This window comes from Marinobacter persicus, from assembly GCF_900114155.1.
GTDB classification, from domain to species: domain Bacteria; phylum Pseudomonadota; class Gammaproteobacteria; order Pseudomonadales; family Oleiphilaceae; genus Marinobacter; species Marinobacter persicus.
Map to the genome: position 1 here is coordinate 46,019 of NZ_FOSC01000012.1, position 17,001 is coordinate 63,019.

12 protein-coding genes are annotated in these 17,001 nt (G+C 61.3%); 7 read left to right on the forward strand and 5 right to left on the reverse strand.

From position 1 onward, the window contains the following. Nucleotides 1–10 precede the first annotated feature (10 nt). From betB to BMZ63_RS13435, 3 genes are all read left to right on the forward strand, one after another. Nucleotides 11–1,486, forward strand: coding sequence for a betaine-aldehyde dehydrogenase (betB, locus tag BMZ63_RS13425; protein ID WP_091706264.1), 1,476 nt, complete (start codon nucleotides 11–13; stop codon nucleotides 1,484–1,486). Between the two features lie 27 nt (nucleotides 1,487–1,513). Continuing rightward, nucleotides 1,514–3,199: a choline dehydrogenase gene (gene betA, locus BMZ63_RS13430; RefSeq protein ID WP_091706266.1), complete on the forward strand. Its 1,686-nt coding sequence runs from the start codon at nucleotides 1,514–1,516 to the stop codon at nucleotides 3,197–3,199. A gap of 219 nt (nucleotides 3,200–3,418) precedes the next feature. After that, nucleotides 3,419–4,636: a BCCT family transporter gene (locus tag BMZ63_RS13435; RefSeq protein ID WP_091706268.1), complete on the forward strand. Its 1,218-nt coding sequence runs from the start codon at nucleotides 3,419–3,421 to the stop codon at nucleotides 4,634–4,636. On the opposite strand, the gene BMZ63_RS13440 is transcribed toward BMZ63_RS13435, so the two are convergent. Genes BMZ63_RS13440 through BMZ63_RS13450 form a run of 3 tightly spaced genes read right to left on the reverse strand, consistent with a single transcriptional unit; the run spans nucleotide 4,633 to nucleotide 10,191 of the window. After that, a complete protein-coding gene (locus BMZ63_RS13440; RefSeq protein ID WP_177187089.1) occupies nucleotides 4,633–7,797 on the reverse strand; it encodes an efflux RND transporter permease subunit in 3,165 nt (1,054 codons plus the stop codon). The genes BMZ63_RS13435 and BMZ63_RS13440 overlap by 4 nt on opposite strands. Further along, nucleotides 7,784–8,917, reverse strand: a complete 1,134-nt coding sequence (locus BMZ63_RS13445) for an efflux RND transporter periplasmic adaptor subunit (RefSeq protein ID WP_091706271.1) — start codon at nucleotides 8,915–8,917, stop codon at nucleotides 7,784–7,786. Before BMZ63_RS13445 ends, BMZ63_RS13440 begins: the two co-directional genes overlap by 14 nt. Further along, nucleotides 8,914–10,191, reverse strand: coding sequence for a TolC family protein (locus tag BMZ63_RS13450; protein WP_177187090.1), 1,278 nt, complete (start codon nucleotides 10,189–10,191; stop codon nucleotides 8,914–8,916). Before BMZ63_RS13450 ends, BMZ63_RS13445 begins: the two co-directional genes overlap by 4 nt. 313 nt (nucleotides 10,192–10,504) lie before the next feature. Between BMZ63_RS13450 and ahpC the strand changes: the two genes are divergently transcribed. The 3 genes from ahpC to BMZ63_RS13465 all read left to right on the forward strand — a co-directional run bounded on the left by ahpC (nucleotide 10,505) and on the right by BMZ63_RS13465 (nucleotide 13,605). Next, nucleotides 10,505–11,068 (forward strand): alkyl hydroperoxide reductase subunit C, encoded by a 564-nt coding sequence (gene ahpC / locus BMZ63_RS13455; protein ID WP_091706275.1) that lies wholly within the window; start codon nucleotides 10,505–10,507, stop codon nucleotides 11,066–11,068. A 220-nt stretch (nucleotides 11,069–11,288) separates the two neighbouring features. Next, nucleotides 11,289–12,857: an alkyl hydroperoxide reductase subunit F gene (gene ahpF, locus BMZ63_RS13460; RefSeq protein WP_091706276.1), complete on the forward strand. Its 1,569-nt coding sequence runs from the start codon at nucleotides 11,289–11,291 to the stop codon at nucleotides 12,855–12,857. 157 nt (nucleotides 12,858–13,014) lie between these two features. Beyond that, complete coding sequence (locus BMZ63_RS13465) at nucleotides 13,015–13,605, forward strand: YgjV family protein (protein WP_218141250.1); 591 nt, start codon at nucleotides 13,015–13,017, stop codon at nucleotides 13,603–13,605. Between the two features lie 6 nt (nucleotides 13,606–13,611). Here BMZ63_RS13465 and dsbG read toward each other — a convergent pair whose 3' ends face one another. Next, entirely contained in the window at nucleotides 13,612–14,388 is a 777-nt protein-coding gene (gene dsbG / locus BMZ63_RS13470) for a thiol:disulfide interchange protein DsbG (protein ID WP_091706278.1), read from the reverse strand. Then, nucleotides 14,381–15,235 carry a prolipoprotein diacylglyceryl transferase family protein gene (locus tag BMZ63_RS13475; RefSeq protein ID WP_091706280.1) on the reverse strand — a complete coding sequence of 285 codons (855 nt, stop codon included), beginning with the start codon at nucleotides 15,233–15,235 and terminating at the stop codon, nucleotides 14,381–14,383. The genes dsbG and BMZ63_RS13475 overlap by 8 nt, the downstream gene beginning before the upstream one ends. 362 nt (nucleotides 15,236–15,597) lie before the next feature. On the opposite strand from BMZ63_RS13475, the gene BMZ63_RS13480 reads away from it, so the two are divergent. Further along, nucleotides 15,598–16,926: a DEAD/DEAH box helicase gene (locus tag BMZ63_RS13480; RefSeq protein WP_091706281.1), complete on the forward strand. Its 1,329-nt coding sequence runs from the start codon at nucleotides 15,598–15,600 to the stop codon at nucleotides 16,924–16,926. Nucleotides 16,927–17,001: the final 75 nt, after the last annotated feature.

The following is a 17,001-nucleotide window of genomic DNA, read 5'->3' on the forward strand; positions in this document are numbered from 1 at the left end:
TTTCCGGATCATGTCTGAAGCAGCAACGGTTCCTGTTGTCCGTAACTTTATCCACGGCCGGTTTCTGGCCAACACCACCGGTGAAACTTTCCCGGTGGTGAACCCGGCCACCGGCCAGGTGATCTACGAAGTGGAAGTGGCCGATGAGGCCATCCAGCAGGCGGCCATTGAAAGCGCCCGCGCCGGCTTTGCCCAGTGGTCCGCCATGCCCATGGTCGAGCGCAGCCGGATCCTGCTCAAGGCCGTGGCGATACTGCGCGAGCGCAATGACGAACTGGCGGCGGTGGAAGTGAAGGACACCGGTAAGCCCTGGCAGGAAGCCGAAGCGGTGGATGTGACCACCGGTGCCGATGCCATCGAATTTTTCGCCGGCCTGGCGCCGTCCATCGAGGGCAACCAGCAGGATCTGGGCGGTGACTTCTATTACACCCGCCGGGAACCGCTGGGGATCTGTGCCGGTATTGGCGCTTGGAACTACCCGCTGCAGATTGCCTGCTGGAAGTCCGCGCCGGCGCTGGCCACCGGCAACGCCATGATCTTCAAGCCCTCCGAGGAAACCCCCATGGGTGCGGTGAAGCTGGCGGAAATCTTCACCGAGGCCGGTGTGCCGGCGGGCGTGTTCAACGTGGTGCAGGGCGCTGCCGAAGTGGGGCAGTGGCTGACCCACAGCCCGGCCATCGCCAAGGTGTCGTTCACCGGCGAGGTGGGTACTGGCAAAAAGGTCATGGAAGCCTCCGCCTCCACCCTGAAAGACGTGACCATGGAACTGGGCGGCAAGTCGCCGCTGATCATCTTCGATGACGCCGACCTGGAGAACGCCATCTCCGCCGCCATGGTGGGCAACTTCTACACCCAGGGCGAGATCTGCACCAACGGCACCCGGGTGTTCGTCCACGAAGACATCTACCCGGCCTTCATGGAGCGCCTGCTGGAGCGCACCCGCAAGAACATCCTGCCGGGCGATCCCATGGACCCGAACACCAACTTCGGTGCCCTGATCTCCAAAAAACACCAGGAGCTGGTGCTGGACTACATCGCCAGGGGCCTGTCCGAAGGCGCCACCCTGAGCCACGGTGGCCGGGCGTTCGAGCCGGAGGATTCGAAAGGCGGTTACTTCGTGGAGCCGACCATTTTCACCGACTGCTCCGACGACATGACCATCGTGCGCGAGGAGATCTTCGGGCCGGTGATGTCGGTGCTGACTTTCCGCGATGAAGACGAGGTGATCGCCCGGGCCAACAACACCGACACCGGCCTGGCCGCCGGCGTGTTCACCAACGACATCCGCCGCGCCCACCGGGTGATTCACCGCATCCAGGCGGGTATCTGCTGGATCAACAGTTACGGCGAGTCCCCGGCAGAAATGCCCGTGGGCGGTTACAAACTCTCGGGCATCGGCCGGGAAAACGGGCGCGTGACCCTGGACCACTACACCCAGATCAAATCGGTGTACGTGGGCATGAAAGATATCGATGCGCCCTTTTAACCCCGCAGGCCACAGAGGAGTACGCGTATGAAAGAAGCACAATACGACTACATCATTGTGGGTGCGGGCTCGGCCGGTTGTGTGCTGGCCAACCGGCTCACCGAAGACTCGAACAACCGGGTGCTGCTGCTGGAAACCGGCGGCAGCGACAAGAGCATCTTCATCCAGATGCCCACCGCCCTGTCCATTCCCATGAACACCAAAAAGTACGCCTGGCAGTTCCACACCGAGCCGGAGCCCTATCTGGACAACCGCGAAATGCACTGCCCCCGGGGCAAGGTGCTGGGCGGTTCATCCTCCATCAACGGCATGGTGTATGTGCGCGGCCACGCCCGGGATTTCGATGAGTGGCAAGCCGAAGGCGCGGACGGCTGGAATTACGCCAACGTATTGCCCTACTTCAAAAAAGCGGAAACCTGGGCCTTTGGTGGCGATGACTACCGGGGCGGCGAGGGTCCGCTGGGTGTGAACAACGGCAACAACATGCTGAACCCACTGTACTCGGCCTTTGTTCAGGCAGGTGTGGATGCCGGGTACATGGAAACCAAGGATTACAACGGTGCCCGCCAGGAAGGCTTCGGCCCCATGCACATGACGGTGAAAAACGGTCGTCGCTGGTCCACGGCGAATGCTTACCTGCGCCCGGCCATGGCCCGGGACAACCTGACTGTGGTCACCCACGCCCAGGTGCACCGGGTGCTGCTGGAGGGCAAGACCGCCACCGGCGTGCGCTACGAACAGGGTGGCAAGGTGCATGAGGCCCAGGCTGGCAAAGAAGTGATTCTGTCCGCCGGCTCCATCGGCTCGCCGCACCTGCTGCAACTCTCCGGCATTGGTAACCCGGAGGTGCTGAAGCAGGCAGGCATCGACGTGCAGCACGAACTGCCCGGCGTGGGCGAGAACCTGCAGGATCATCTGGAGTTCTACTTCCAGTTCCGCTGCAAGCAGCCGGTGTCGCTGAACCGCAAGCTGGACTGGTGGAACAAGTTCAAGATCGGCGTGCGCTGGATCCTGCGCAAGGACGGTCTGGGTGCCACCAACCACTTCGAGTCCTGTGGCTTTATCCGCTCCAAGGCGGGCGTGGAGTGGCCGGACCTGCAATACCACTTCCTGCCGGCCGCCATGCGCTACGACGGTAAGGAAGCGTTTTCCGGGGACGGTTTCCAACTGCACATCGGCCACAACAAGCCCAAAAGCCGGGGCTTTGTGCGCGTGCAGTCGGCCGACCCGAAGCAGTCACCGCGCATCCGCTTTAATTACCTGCAACACGAGGATGACCGCGAAGGCTTCCGTGACTGCGTGCGCCTGACCCGGGAGATCATCAACCAGCCGGCCATGGACGCCTACCGGGGCGCGGAAATCCAGCCCGGTGAGCAGATCACCAGTGACGAAGACATCGATGCCTTTGTCCGCCAGGCGGTGGAGAGCGCTTATCACCCGTCCTGCACCTGCAAGATGGGCACCGACGAGCTGGCGGTGGTGGACCCGGACACCCGGGTGCGCGGCATCGACAATCTAAGGGTGGTGGACTCGTCCATCTTCCCGACCATTCCCAACGGCAACCTGAACGCGCCCACCATCATGGTGGCTGAGCGGGCCGCCGACCTCATTCGGGGCAGGGAGCCCCTGCCGGCCTCGGCCGCACCGGTCGACATGGACGCCCAGTGGCAAGTGCACCAACGCCCTGGCCAGGCCAAACGGGCGCATCCCTAGCTATTCCGCGACCGTGATCCTACCCCGAGTGCGCAACGCGCCCGGGTAGCAAGCCCTCAGGATTTCCCTATCAGCGCAACGGCCTTGTGCCGTTCTCGGGCGCCGGATAGGCAAGTCCTGGGTTTGTGTCCGATTCGAAATAAGCAGCGCTTAATCAAGTAGAGGAGGAACACCCATGCTGTGCTTTATACTGAGTAGTACCAACCGGAGGCTGAGCGTATGACACTCTGGTTATCGTCTGGTCTGATTTTCACCTTCGCCGCCATTGCCCTGATTCTGTACAAATGGTGGGACATGCAGTGCATCGGCGTGACGCCGGTTCGCACGCTGGTCTTCATTGCCATCCTGTTCACCTCCGGCCTGGACGTGGGGCTGATCATGTTCCCGCTGACCGAGTTCGGCGGCTATGGCAATGTCTCGGACAACCCGGAATACGGCTTCGCAAACCCGCTGGCCATTGAATTTGGCTTCTGGGCGTTCCTGATCTGGGGCTTTTATTTCCTGACCTGCTTCTACTTCGCCATCATCGAGCCGAGAGTGCAGTTCTTTGAAATCCCGGTGGTGAAGTTCATCAACAACGTGGTGATCATTGGCACCTGTGCGTTTACAGCCTATCTGCTACTGGCGAACCTGCCGTGGTATCTGCCGCAGCTGAGCAGTGACGACGGGGTAGTGCCGGCGTTTTATGTCATCGTATTCCTGTCGATTGCGCTGGCGGTCTATTCCAGTTCGAAGATCAAGTACGTGCGCATCCTGAGTGTGGGCTCCAGTATTCTGTTCATCGCACTCATCATCGGTATGTGGTTCCGGGCGTTTGTGCTCGGGCAGGGCTCGCCGGCGGACTTCTTTGGCACGGCGGGCATGCTGGGGGACTATTTCGGAAACCTGCACCAGTTTGTGCTGCCGATTAACGACTACCACGAGTTCTATCTGTTCTGGTGGTTCGCCTGGAGCATCATGATTGGCCAGTTCACCGCGCGCTTTGTGTCCGGTATCAAGACCTGGCAGCTGCTGCTGGCCATGCTGGTGGTGCCGTCCATCGCCATTGGCGTGTGGTTCAGTGTGCTGTACTACTACCACGCCGAGGGGCTGAAGATTGCCGCGTTCACCAATGTTGCCATGATCTCGGTCGGGGTGCTGATGGTGATCAACTCGCTGGATTCGCTGATCCGCCTGTACACCGATAACCTGAACCTGACGGCGAAGCGCCTGGGCCGGGTGAACTACGTGATCTTCAACCTGGTGGCACTGGTCGGGCTGACCCTGCTGTTCCAGCTGGATTTCCTGCGCATCCAGTGGGTGGGGGCGCTGGTGATTGCCCTGTATTTCACCTGTTTTGCCTACATTCTGCTGAAGAAGCGCAAGGAAGTGGCGGCCATCAAGGCGTCACCGGAAGACAACATTCTGGACTTCCACCGGGTGGAACTGGCGGGCTAACGCCCGCTGTCTTTGAATGCGTGATAGTAGAGAACCGGCACCAGCACCAGGGTCAGCAGGGTGGATACCAGCACCCCGCTGGCCAGGGTGAGCCCCAGCGGCTCCAGGGCCGGTTCGAAAATCAGCACGCCGCTGCCGAACATGACGGTGGCGGCGGTGAGCAGGATCGGGCGGGTGCGCTGGGCGCCGGCCTGAATCACCGCTTCTTTCAATTCCATGCCTTCCTCCAGCCGCTGCTGAATAAAGTCCACCAGCAGAATGGCGTTGCGAGTGACAATCCCGCCCAATGCAATGACCCCCAGTACGCCCGTGCCGGCAATGTTGATACCCCACAGCCAGTGGGCCGGAATCACGCCGATAAAAATCAGCGGAATCGGTAGCATAATCAGCACCGGTAACCGGTAGGAGCGGAACCAGCCGGCCAGCAGCACGTAAATCAGCACCATCACCACCAGCCCGGCCACGCCCAGGTCCCGGTAGACATCCCGGGTCATTTCCCATTCACCGGACCAGTAGCCGGTGGTTTCCCGGGTGCTGTCCGGCAGGTTCAGCCAGCGCACGTCGATATCGGGCCAGTGGTCGCTGCTGAAGGATTCCATCTGCACCGCCGTGGGCTGTGCCACGGAGCGGTCCAGGTCGGCAAATACGGTGGTCACCGGCATCAGGTCGCGGCGAAAACGGGCCTGGTCGCCACCGGTGTGCTCAAAATCCAGCACCGATTCCAGCGAGACCGGCTGGTTCTGCCGGCCGATGACGTACAGGCTGCGAATGGCCTGCTCGGAATCCCGGTCGGCCTTGTCCAGGCGCAGGACGATGGGCATCGGGTCTCGGCCGTAGTCGTGGCTGGCCCAGTCGCCCAGGGTTTCGCCGGCAATGGCCAGGCGCAATGTGCGGGTCACCTCCGCCGGCACCACGCCGAAGGTGGCCGCGCGTTCGGGGTCGACGTGCAGGTTCAGTCGCGGCAGGGCGGCGGTCGGGCTCTGGCTGGTGGCAATCACGCCCTCCTGTTCGGCCAGCCATTGCTCGAGCTTGTCGGCGGCGGCCTGGCGGCTTTGCGGGTCCGGGCCGTAGATCTCGGCGGTAATGGCCCGGTCACTGGCGGGGCCGGAGGGAATGCGGCCGATGTGGCCGGTGGCGTTGTGGGGCTCCAGCCAGTCGTCCAGTTGTTGGGCGATCTCCCGATTGATCTGGTAGCTCTGGCGCTCGCGCTCTTCTTCGGGCACCAGATTGACGTGCAGGATCAGGTCCCTCGGTGCCTTGCGCTCGGGTGCGGTGAGGGTTTCCGGCGGGTAGATCATTGGTGCCATCAGGCCGGAATACACCGTGACCCCGCGCAGTTCCGGTATCTGAGCCAGTTTCCGGTTCAGGTCCGAGGCGGTGCTCAGAGAATCAGTGAGGGTGGCGCTGGCCGGAAGTTCCACATCCACGGCAAACACGTTGCGATCCAGCAGGGGGGTCAGGCCGATCTGCACGGTACGCATGGCCACCAGCGACAGGCTGGCCAGCAGCAGAACGATCAGCCCCAGGTAGAACAGCCAGCGCAGGGAGGCAAACCGAAGAAAGGGCTCCATGAGACGGCGGTACTGGCCCACAAAGCCGCTCTCGGGGGCGGATTCCGTGGCGCCGTTGTTCGGGTTTTGGCCGGCCTTGACCTTCAACAGACGGTAGCCGAAGTAGGGGGTAATGGTCAGGGCCACCAGCAGGGAGAACAGCACGGCGGCGGAGGCCCCGACCGGAATGGCCCGCACGTACTGGCCCATTTCGCCGGTGATGTAGGCGGTGGGGAGTAGGGTGGCCACCACCAGCAAGTCCGCCAGAATGGTGGGGTTGCCCACCTCGTCGATGGCTTTCACCGTCAGCTCCCGGGTTTTTTCTCCGGCGCGCTGGAAATGCCGGGCGACGTTTTCCAGCATCACCACCGCGTCGTCCGAGAGAATGCCGATGGCCAGGATCATGGCGGCAATGGACACCGGGTTCAGGGTGAAGCCAAGGTAGTTGTACAGGTAGGGCACCACCGCCAGGGACACCGGCATCATGATGGCGATGATGGTTGCCGCGCGCCAGCCCAGGCCAAGCCAGATAATGCCCACTACCACCAGGGTGCCGCTCAGCAGTTGGGACAGGACACTGTACACCCGTTTGGCGGCATCGGCGCCGGCGTCGTGGGTGATGTCCAGGTGCACATCCGAGGGCAGGGTGTCGTCGCTGAAGGTCTGTAACCGTTCAATGATGGTCTCGGTGATGTCACTGACGTTGTGCCCGGCCAGGGTGGTGACCGCCAGGGTGACGGCCGGGTAGGGGGCGGAAAAGCCTTTTTGCCAGTGCAGCACGGCCTGGTTCTCTTCCACTCGCCCGGCACGCAGTTGGGCCACCTGTTCCAGGTAGACCGGGCCGCCGCCGTCGTGGCCCACGGGTATTCGCCCGAGCTGCTCCAGGTTATCCAGGCTGAGACCGGCCTGCAGGTCGGTCACCGGGCTGCCCTCCAGGCGGCCGGTGGGAACCTGCCGGTTGGCGCCGGCCACGGCCTCGGCCAACTGATTCAGGGGAATCCTGCGGGCCGCCAGTTCCGCCGGGTCCGGCAGAATTTCGATAGCGGCCTTGTCGCCCCCGAAGCGCTGCACATCCCGTACGCCGGGTATTCGCAGCAGCTCTGCCGAAAGCTCGGTGGCCATGTCTTCCAGCCCGTTGGGGCCCACGGTTTTGCTGCTGAGGGTGGCCATCAGCACCACCAGCCGCGATTCGCCGAAGGTTTCAATGGTGGGTGAACCGGCCGTGGCCGGCAGTTCGGTGGCGTGGGCGCCAAACAGCTCGTCCAGTTGGGAATAGGCCTTGTTTTTCGGGGTGCCCGCTTCGAATTCCACCGATAACAGGGCCGCGTGACTGGAACTGCTGCTGCGCACTTCGCTGACCGTCTCCAGCTCACGAACCCAGCCGGCGGCCTTTCGGGCCAGCTGGTTGTCCACACGTTCAACACCGGCACCGGGCCAGGGAATCAGCACGGTGGCGGTGGGCACGTCGATGTCCGGGCGGTCTTCCCGGGGGGTGACCAGCAGGGCGTAACCGCCCAGCAGCAGGCAGGCGATGACAAACAGCGGAACAATGGGGGAGGCCAGCAAACGCTGGGCAATGCGCCCGGCCAGTCCGGGTTTATCGCTTGCCATTGTCTGCTCCGGCTGTTTTGACCGTGACTGTCTGGCCATCCTGCAGGTCCGCTGACGGCTCCAGTACCACTTGTTCGCCCTCAGACAGGCCTTCGGTGACCGGAATCTTGTCGGTGCCGTTGGCTGGCGGGTTGGCGGTCTTGATCCATTTCAGGTGCACGGCGGTTTCATCGCCGCGTTGTTCCAGCACCAGGGTGCCGGTTAACTGACCCCGGCGGATCAGCGCGCTTTGTGGCAGTGCCATCCAGTTGCGGGTGCCGACCATACCTTCATCCGGGTTGGGCACCAGTACGGTGACCACTTGCCCCGGGGCCAGCGCGCCTTGGTTGCTGTTCAGTGTCAGTCTCAGGCGTTGGCCGGTGGCTTCGTTGTCCAGTGCCGGGATAACGCCGGTCAGGTGGGCGGGCAGGGTGTGGCCTTCTTCGCCGGTAATAACCGATACCAGCTGTCCGGGAAGCAGACTGTTGGCAATCCGGCTGGATACCGGAACGTCGATGCGCAGGGTATCCCGGGCCTCCAGCACCATCAGGGCCTGGCCGGGGCCAACGAAGCTGCCGGCGTCGACCAGTGTTTCCGCCACCAGGCCATCGAAAGGGGCGGTCAGCCGGGTGTAATCCAGATTGCTTTGCTGGCTCTGCAATTCGGCTTTGGCGGTTTCCAGGCGAGCTTCAAATTCCTGGACCCGGACACCCGCCTGTTCCATTTTGACCCGGGCAATCAAATCTTCCCCGTATAGCCGTTGCAGTCGTTCATGTTCACGCCGGGCCTGACTCAGGGCCGATTCCGTCGCCTGGACATTGGCGCGGGCGGCCCGGATGGCGGACTCCACTTCCCGGGAGTCGACGGTTGCCAGGGGTTGGCCGGTGGTCACTGTGTCGCCCGGCTCCACGTTGACCGTCTCCAGGGTGCCGGACATACGGGTGCTGATCACGGCCCGCCTGCCCGGGCGAACCACCCCGGGCAGGGTGCGGGTGGCGCCGTTTTGCCAGGGCCGGATTTCGGCCACGGTGACTTCCGGTGTCGGCGTGTTTTTCTTCGCTTCCGGTTCCGGGGGGTCGCCGAAACAGCCGGCCAGAACCAGTAACGAGCAGAGCCCCAGGGCCCGGGTGAAAACAGTCATTGGTAGTCATTCCCTAACGCCAGAAGTGGATCACGGCCGTGCTGGAGGTGATGGTTCATGGCGGCCAGCACCGCCTGATAGCGGCTGTCAATCAAGGTGGCCCGTTCCCGGTCAAGCCGGGCCCGGGCGGTCAGCAGGTCGGTCATGGAGCCGAGGTTTTCCTGATAGCGGCGGCTGGCCAGCCGGGCGGCTTTTTCGGCCGCTTTGACCGACTTGCCGGCAGCCTGCCAGGCACTGAAGCCGGCCTGCCACTGGCTGGCGGCAATGGCCTGTTCACGGTCTATGCGCCGCCGGGTTTCTTCCAGTTCAGTGCGGATTTTGTCGGCAGCGGCCCGGGCTTCGGCAATGCGGCCCTGACGGCCCAGGCCATCAAACAGGGTCCATTGCAGGTTCACGGCCACCAGCCAGCCATCGGCGTTGTCGTCCAGCAGTTCGTTGCCATGGGCCCATTGCTGGCGGGCCAGCAGATTGACCCGGGGCAGCCACTCCGCCTCGGTGGCGCGGGTTTGCTGGTCGGCGGCCCGGGCGGCCAGCTGGCGGGCCTCCAGGTCTTTGCGCGGTGCGCCTTGGCCGCTTTCCATGGGCGGTGCCGGTTGCGGCAAGCCGGTCTCCAGTGTCAGTGGCTCGCGGGGGGCCATGCCCAGCAGGGATTTCAGCTGGTATTCGGCCTCCCGGGCGGCGGCTTCGGCCTGGCTGATTCGGGCCTGTGCCGCTGCCAGTTCGGCCCGGGCCTGCTCCACATCCAGTCGGGCGGCCATGCCCTGTTGATAACTGCCTTCGGCCATCTGTACGGCCTGTCGGGCGGCATCACTGGCTTGTTCCGCGGCGTTTTGCCGGCTTCTCAGGCGCAGGATATTGAAGTAACGGCGCGCCACTTCCAGGCGCAGGGCCTGCTGCCCCCATTGCCGGGCCTGGCGCCGGGCATCCAGTTTCAGGCTGGCGGCTTCCCGTTGTTTGAGGGCATCGGCGTTGAAAACCGGCTGCACCAGTTGTACGCCGGTAACGGCGCCCTCCACCGGGCCGAGATCGGCTTGCCTGAGGCCGGTGGGGCTGGTCTGGTCAGGTACCGGTACACCGGTGATCAGGCTGGAATCGGCCCGCAGCCAGCTGGTGTCCGCGCTCAGGGTGGGTAAAAACGCCTGGGCGGTCCGGGTGTGCTGGGCTTCGGCCTGGCGGGTTTCGGCCTCCAGGGTTTGCAGAGTGGTGGCCTGTTCCCTGGCAATCACCAGTGCCTCATCCAGCGACAGGGCGCTGGCGGCGCCGGGTATCATCATTACAGCTGCGGTAAAAGCCCGTATAGAACGCAAATAAACTCCCTGTCTGCTCCGGTGGATCGACCCCGGCAGTATATCACCGAAGGTCTTGTATGGGTTTTCCATGGTATTGAATTCCGGGTTCTGACCCCCATTTCCCTGTTAGCAAAAAGGTTTCCCGGGTCAGACTGGGTTGGCCCTGCCGGCTCCTTCGATAGATGAAGGCTATCCGGTTTGTCGGAATTATCAATTTTCGGCAAGACAAAAAAGCCAGTATAGTTTTGAACCGTTAATTCATTGATCAGTAAATCCATTAAACAGGAGTTATCTTTACATGGGTATCATCAACAGCGAGATCAAACCGTTCAACGCCACCGCTTTCAAGAATGGTGAGTTTGTTGAAATCAGCGATGCGGATGTAAAAGGCAAGTGGGCGGTATTTTTCTTCTACCCGGCTGACTTCACTTTCGTATGCCCGACCGAGCTGGGCGATGTGGCCGACAAGTACGAAGAGCTGCAGAAGCTGGGCGTGGAAGTGTTCTCTGTGTCCACAGACACCCACTTCACCCACAAAGCGTGGCACGACAGCTCCGAGACCATCGGCAAGATCCAGTACTACATGGTAGGTGACCAGACCGGCACCATCACCAACAACTTCGGTGTGATGCGTGAAGGCCAGGGCCTGGCAGACCGTGCTACTTTCCTGATCGATCCGGATGGTGTTATCCAGGCAATGGAAATCACTGCTGAAGGCATTGGCCGTGACGCAGACGACCTGCTGCGCAAGGTGAAAGCCGCTCAGTACGTTCGCAACCATCCTGGTGAAGTTTGCCCGGCCAAGTGGAAGGAAGGCGAAGAAACTCTGGCTCCGTCTCTGGACCTGGTTGGCAAGATCTAAGCGTACCTTTTCAGGTCATGCTTTGGAGAAAGGCCCGCTTTGCGGGCCTTTTTCGGTTCTGGCAATGGTTTTGTTGAGTAATATAGAGAGTGGCTATTGATTGTTTCGGTGTAATCAATTTGAGCTTCTGATAGCCAGCCTTTATCTTACTTCCATCTTCAGAACACGAATCTTTTGAATTCAGCCAGTTAGATTTACGACATAAAGGGGAAGACCGAACATGTTGGATGCGAACATCAAGCAACAGCTCAAGGCGTACATGGAAAAGCTGCAGCAGCCGATTGAGCTGGTGGCGGCGTATGACGACAGTGACAAGTCCCAGGAACTGAAGCAGCTGCTGGAAGAAATCGAGCCGATGTCCAGCAAGATCGGCCTGCGCACCGAAAGCGACCAGCGTGTGCGTCGTCCGTCGTTTGCCATCCAGCGTGTCGGCACCGATGTGAGCGTCCGTTTCGCCGGCATTCCCATGGGCCACGAGTTTACCTCGCTGGTGCTGGCCCTGTTGCAGGTGGGTGGTCATCCGTCCAAGGCGTCTCAGGAGCTGATCGAGCAGATTCAGGATCTGGACGAGGATCTGGAGTTTGAAACCTACTATTCCCTGTCCTGTCAGAACTGTCCGGATGTGGTGCAGGCGCTGAACCTGATCAGCATCCTCAACCCGAAGGTCAAGCACACCTCCATTGACGGTGCGCTGTTCCAGGACGAAGTGGAGCGTCGCGAAGTGATGGCGGTGCCCAGTGTCTTCCTGAACGGTGAATCCTGGGGCCAGGGCCGCATGACCCTGGAAGAGATTGTCGCCAAACTGGACACCAATTCCGCGGCCAAGGAAGCCAAGAAAATCAACGAGCGCGATCCGTTCGAAGTGCTGGTGATTGGCGGCGGCCCGGCTGGTGCGTCTGCGGCGATTTACTCGGCCCGTAAAGGCATTTCCACCGGTATTGCCGCCGAGCGTTTCGGTGGCCAGGTGGCCGACACCATGGGCATCGAGAACCTGATTTCCGTGCCCTACACCGAAGGCCCGAAACTGGTCGCGGCCATGGAACAGCACGTTAACGAATACGATGTGGACATCATGAACATGCAGCGCGCCGAGGAGCTGATTCCGGCGAAAGAAAAGGGTGGCCTGCACGAGGTTCGTCTGGCCAACGGCGCGTCGCTCAAGTCCAAAACCATCGTGTTGTCCACCGGTGCCCGCTGGCGCCAGATGGGCGTGCCGGGTGAAGAGGAGTATCGCAACAAGGGCGTGGCCTACTGTCCGCACTGCGACGGCCCGCTGTTCAAGGGCAAGCGCGTGGCGGTGATCGGCGGCGGCAACTCCGGCGTGGAAGCGGCTATCGACCTGGCTGGCATTGTCGGCCACGTGACGCTGATCGAATTCGGCGATGAAATGAAGGCCGACGAGGTACTGCAGCGCAAACTGCGGAGCCTGGACAACGTGAAGATCATCACCTCCGGACAGACCACCGAGATTGTCGGTGAAAACGGCAAGGTCAGCGGCCTGAACTACACAGATCGCAAGACCGGTGACGAGCACCACGTGGAGCTGGAAGGCGTGTTCGTACAGATCGGTTTGGTACCGAACACCGAATGGCTGAAAGGTGGTCCGGTTGAGCTGAGCCAGTACGGTGAAATCATCGTAAATGACCGTAACGAAACCTCGGTTCCGGGCATCTATGCGGCTGGCGACGTGACCACCGTGCCCTACAAGCAGATCGTGATTTCCATGGGTGAAGGCTCCAAGGCCGCCCTGAGCGCCTTCGACTTCATCATCCGCAACTCCGCGGAGTAAGTTGTTCACACAGGCCTGACGGGTTCAGGCCTCCCCTTCAGCCGGTGCCTGCAGCAATGCGGTCGCCGGTTTTTTTATGCCTGGCATGGTTTGCAAAGCCTGTCCGGTTACCAGGCCACTCTGCTAGTCTGGCATCAGGTTCACCAAGAGTAATTTCATGACCGACTTTTTCACCGACATGACGCTGGCGCAAATGCTTGGCCAGATCGCCGGCCTGTTTGCCCTGGGCTTTTGCATCGCCGGATTTGCCAACAAGAACGACGACCGGCTGATGGTGTTGCTGATTTCCGCCAACGTCGCCTTCGTGCTGATGTTTGCCTTCTTTCAGAGTTGGACGGCGGCGGCACTGACACTGCTGGTGATTGTGCGGATTGAGCTGGCCCGGAGGTTTCAGGGTAACTGGCGGCTGATGCTTGGTTTACTGGCTGTTAGCGGCCTGGCCGCCTGGGCCACCTGGCAATCGATCACCGACATTTTTGCCGTGCTGGCCATGACCTTCGGCACCGTGGGCATGTTCATGCTGCGGGGCATTCCCCTGCGTATCATGTTGGGCCTGGCTGCATTCTCCTGGATGCTCAACAACATCGTGATTGGCTCTGTCGGGGGCATGCTGGCTGAGGCCATGGTGCTGGTAACCAACATCATCACTATCATCCGGCTGTACCGCCTGCGGGAAAAATTTCCGGAGGTGGTGTCGGGTACCGTTGTTAGCCCCGACAGCGGGCAGGAAGAGTCTGCCGGTCGTTAGCCCGGGTCAGGGTCTGGCGCCAAACATCCTTTCGATGGCTTGCGGGTTGGGCAGGCCCTGCACCATTTGTACCTTGCCGTCATCGGTTTTATAAATCGTGCTGGGTGTGGCCTGTAATCCCAGTTTTTGCATCAGCTGGTTATTGGCTTTTACATCGAGATGAGCGTTGCTTACTTTCTGGCGGTCTACATCAATACCACCTTGCCGGTAGCGGCTTTGATGTTCTTTGAGCGCCTCTTCGGGATTATCGCTGCCCAGAATAGTGGCGGCCTTGGTGAGACTGTCTTCTTTTAAAATACCAACCATGATGTGGCGAAGCTGAACCTTGCCGGCCTCGATCCAGGGTTTGGCCTGCTCCCGGAAGCGGTGGCAGTAGGGGCAGTTGGGGTCGGTGAAGGTGTAGACAATGGTGTCTGCGTCTTCAGCGCCGTCCCGCACCCAGTTGCTTTCTTCCAGTTCCGGCCAGGCTTCTGCGAATTTCGGGCCGGTTACCAGTTCGTCGATACTGGCTTTACTCAGGTTCTGGCCGTCTTTGTCCAGCAGGGTGCCGACGATCACGTGATCGCCGTCCGGCGTCAGGTAGAAGGCCAGTGAACGGCCCTGTATTTCACCCACGTAGCCGGTCATGCCACCAGGGGCTTCGAAGCTCTCGACCACGCTCACACCCTGTTCTTCCAGTGCCTGGATGGGCTCGGGATAGGACTCTGCCTGTACGCTGGCAGCCAGCAGTGTGGAAGCCAGGGCGCTGCTTTGTAGCAGGCGGCGGAACATCGGGTTAGTCATTGGCGGGGATCTCCTTGTCGGGGGATTCTTTCAGGTATGCGGGGTCAAAGCGCTCCAGATTGCGCGCCAGGCTGGCGTTGGACAGCTCGCCCATGTGGCTGTCCACCAGTTTGCCCCCGGCGTTATAGAACAGGGTGGTGGGCAGGCCGTGGCTGCCAACCACCTGGCCGAAGCTGCCTTGCTGGTCGGTCAGCACATTGTTCAGGTTCAGCGAGTGTTCGTTCAGAAATTGCCGGATGGTTTCTGCATGCTCGCCCTGGTTGGCAAAGACAAAACGCACGTTGGGGTAACGAGCCTGAGCCTCTTCCAGCACGGGCATCTCCCGGATGCAGGGTGGGCACCAGGTGGCCCAGAGGTTGACCACCACGGGCTTGCCGCCGGCGATGGCGGCCAGGCTGGCGGGCTGGCCATCCAGGGTGGCCACCTGCACATCCGGCAGCCCGCTGGTTTGCTGGTTGATCAGGGTAATGCCGCCAAAGGTGAACCCCCAGGTGACTGCACCGGCCACCAGGGCCGTGGCCAGGGGCCTGCGAACCGCGCTGCGCCGCCACATCAGCACGCCAGTGAACACCAGGGCGGCGATAACGCCGGTGATCATGTCAAAACCGCCATCACGGATATCGACCATGCCGAGCCAGTCGCCCCGATACTGCTCGAAATACTGCACCACAAAGCCGATGCGGGCGAACACCATGGCCACCAGGAAGATGTCAGCCAGGCTGCCGGCCACGGGAATTTTCCGTTTACGCCCGGCAATGGCGCCGGCCACCAGCGCCACGGCAAAGGCGATCATCAGAAGTACGTGTTCAACCGACAGGCTAAGCGGGCCCACACCAACGCTGAGCATGGCATCTCCAATTTCCAGGGGTTTCAATGAATACGGGGGCTACTGACCGCTACTGTCGGCCTAGGTTCCCGCCGATGGCATACTGAAGTGATTACTGTGGCACCGGTAGCTGAGGCCCCTAGTAAAACATAGATAGCTATTCAGTGGGCGGTCTGTTATCGTGCCTTCATCCTGCCTCTAAGGATTCCGCAGTTTCCGGCAAAACGCCACCTTGCGAACTATCCAAACGACCTTCCAGAGGACGTCACCCCGTATTTGGTGCGTGACCGTAGTCGTCTTTTTATTCCATGAATGTTCATGGCTCTGCCCGCATTCGCCGCTCCGGTGTTCGTGGAGGCAGACTAATCAAGAGTACATCGTATATGAGTTTTTCTTCCCTCGGTTTGTCCGAGCAGCTGGTTCGTGCCACGTCCGATCAGGGTTATGAAACCCCGTCTCCCATCCAGCAGCAGGCCATTCCTGCGGTGTTGTCTGGCAAAGACGTCATGGCGGCGGCCCAGACCGGCACCGGTAAAACCGCCGGATTTACCCTGCCATTGCTGCAGCGCCTGGCGGAAAAGCCGCGCACCGGCAAAGGTCCGCGTGCGCTGATCCTGGCGCCGACCCGCGAGCTGGCGGCCCAGGTACACGATAGCGTGAACCAGTACAGCAAATACGTGCCCACCAAGGCGGCCGTGGTGTTCGGCGGTGTGAAGATCAATCCGCAGATGATGAAGCTGCGCAAGGGCCTGGACGTGCTGGTAGCTACCCCAGGCCGTTTGATGGATTTGTATCAGCAGAACGCCGTGCGTTTTGATGAAGTGGAAATCCTGGTACTGGACGAAGCCGACCGCATGCTGGACATGGGCTTTATCCGCGACATCCGCAAGATTCTTGCGATGCTGCCGCCCAAGCGCCAGAATCTGCTGTTTTCCGCGACTTTCTCCGGCGAGATCCGCAAGCTGGCCGAAGGGCTGCTGCATAATCCGGTTCAGGTGGAAGTGGCGGCCCGTAACACCACCGCCGAAAAGGTGAAGCAGTCTGTTTACCCGGTGGACCAGAGCCAGAAAACCGCGCTACTGAGCAAACTGGTGCGTGACAACGCCTGGGAGCAGGTGCTGGTGTTTACCCGCACCAAGCACGGCGCCAACCGCCTGACCCAGAAGCTGGAGCGGGACGGTATTACCGCCGCCGCTATCCATGGCAACAAGTCCCAGGGTGCCCGCACCCGGGCGCTGTCCAACTTCAAAGCGGGTGAAGTGCGCGTGTTGGTAGCGACCGACATCGCCGCCCGTGGTCTGGACATCAAGCAGCTGCCGCAGGTGGTGAACTTTGAGCTGCCGAATGTGCCGGAAGACTACGTTCACCGCATCGGCCGCACCGGCCGTGCGGGCGAGAGTGGCCATGCGCTGTCACTGGTCAGTGCCGATGAAGGCAAGCAACTGGCGGGCATCGAGAAGCTGATTAAAAAGCAGCTGCCGCGCACGGAAATCGAAGGCTTCGAGCCGCAGAACAACCTGCCGGTGAAGCCCAAGGCCAAGGCCGACCCGAGCAAGGCCCGGGGCCGCAAGCCTCAGGGTGCCAACAAGGGCAAGAGCTTTGGCCCGAAACCGGCGGGCCGTTCAGGTGCCGGTCGCGGCCGGGGTGGCGCCGGCGGCGCGGGACAGGCTCAGGGCAGAGGCCGTCCGGGTCAGCAGCGCCGTAGCGCCTGATAGCCGGATTTCGTGAAATAAAAAACGGGCAGGGTGCCAAAACCCTGCCCGTTTTTTGTTATCCGTAATCTGGGT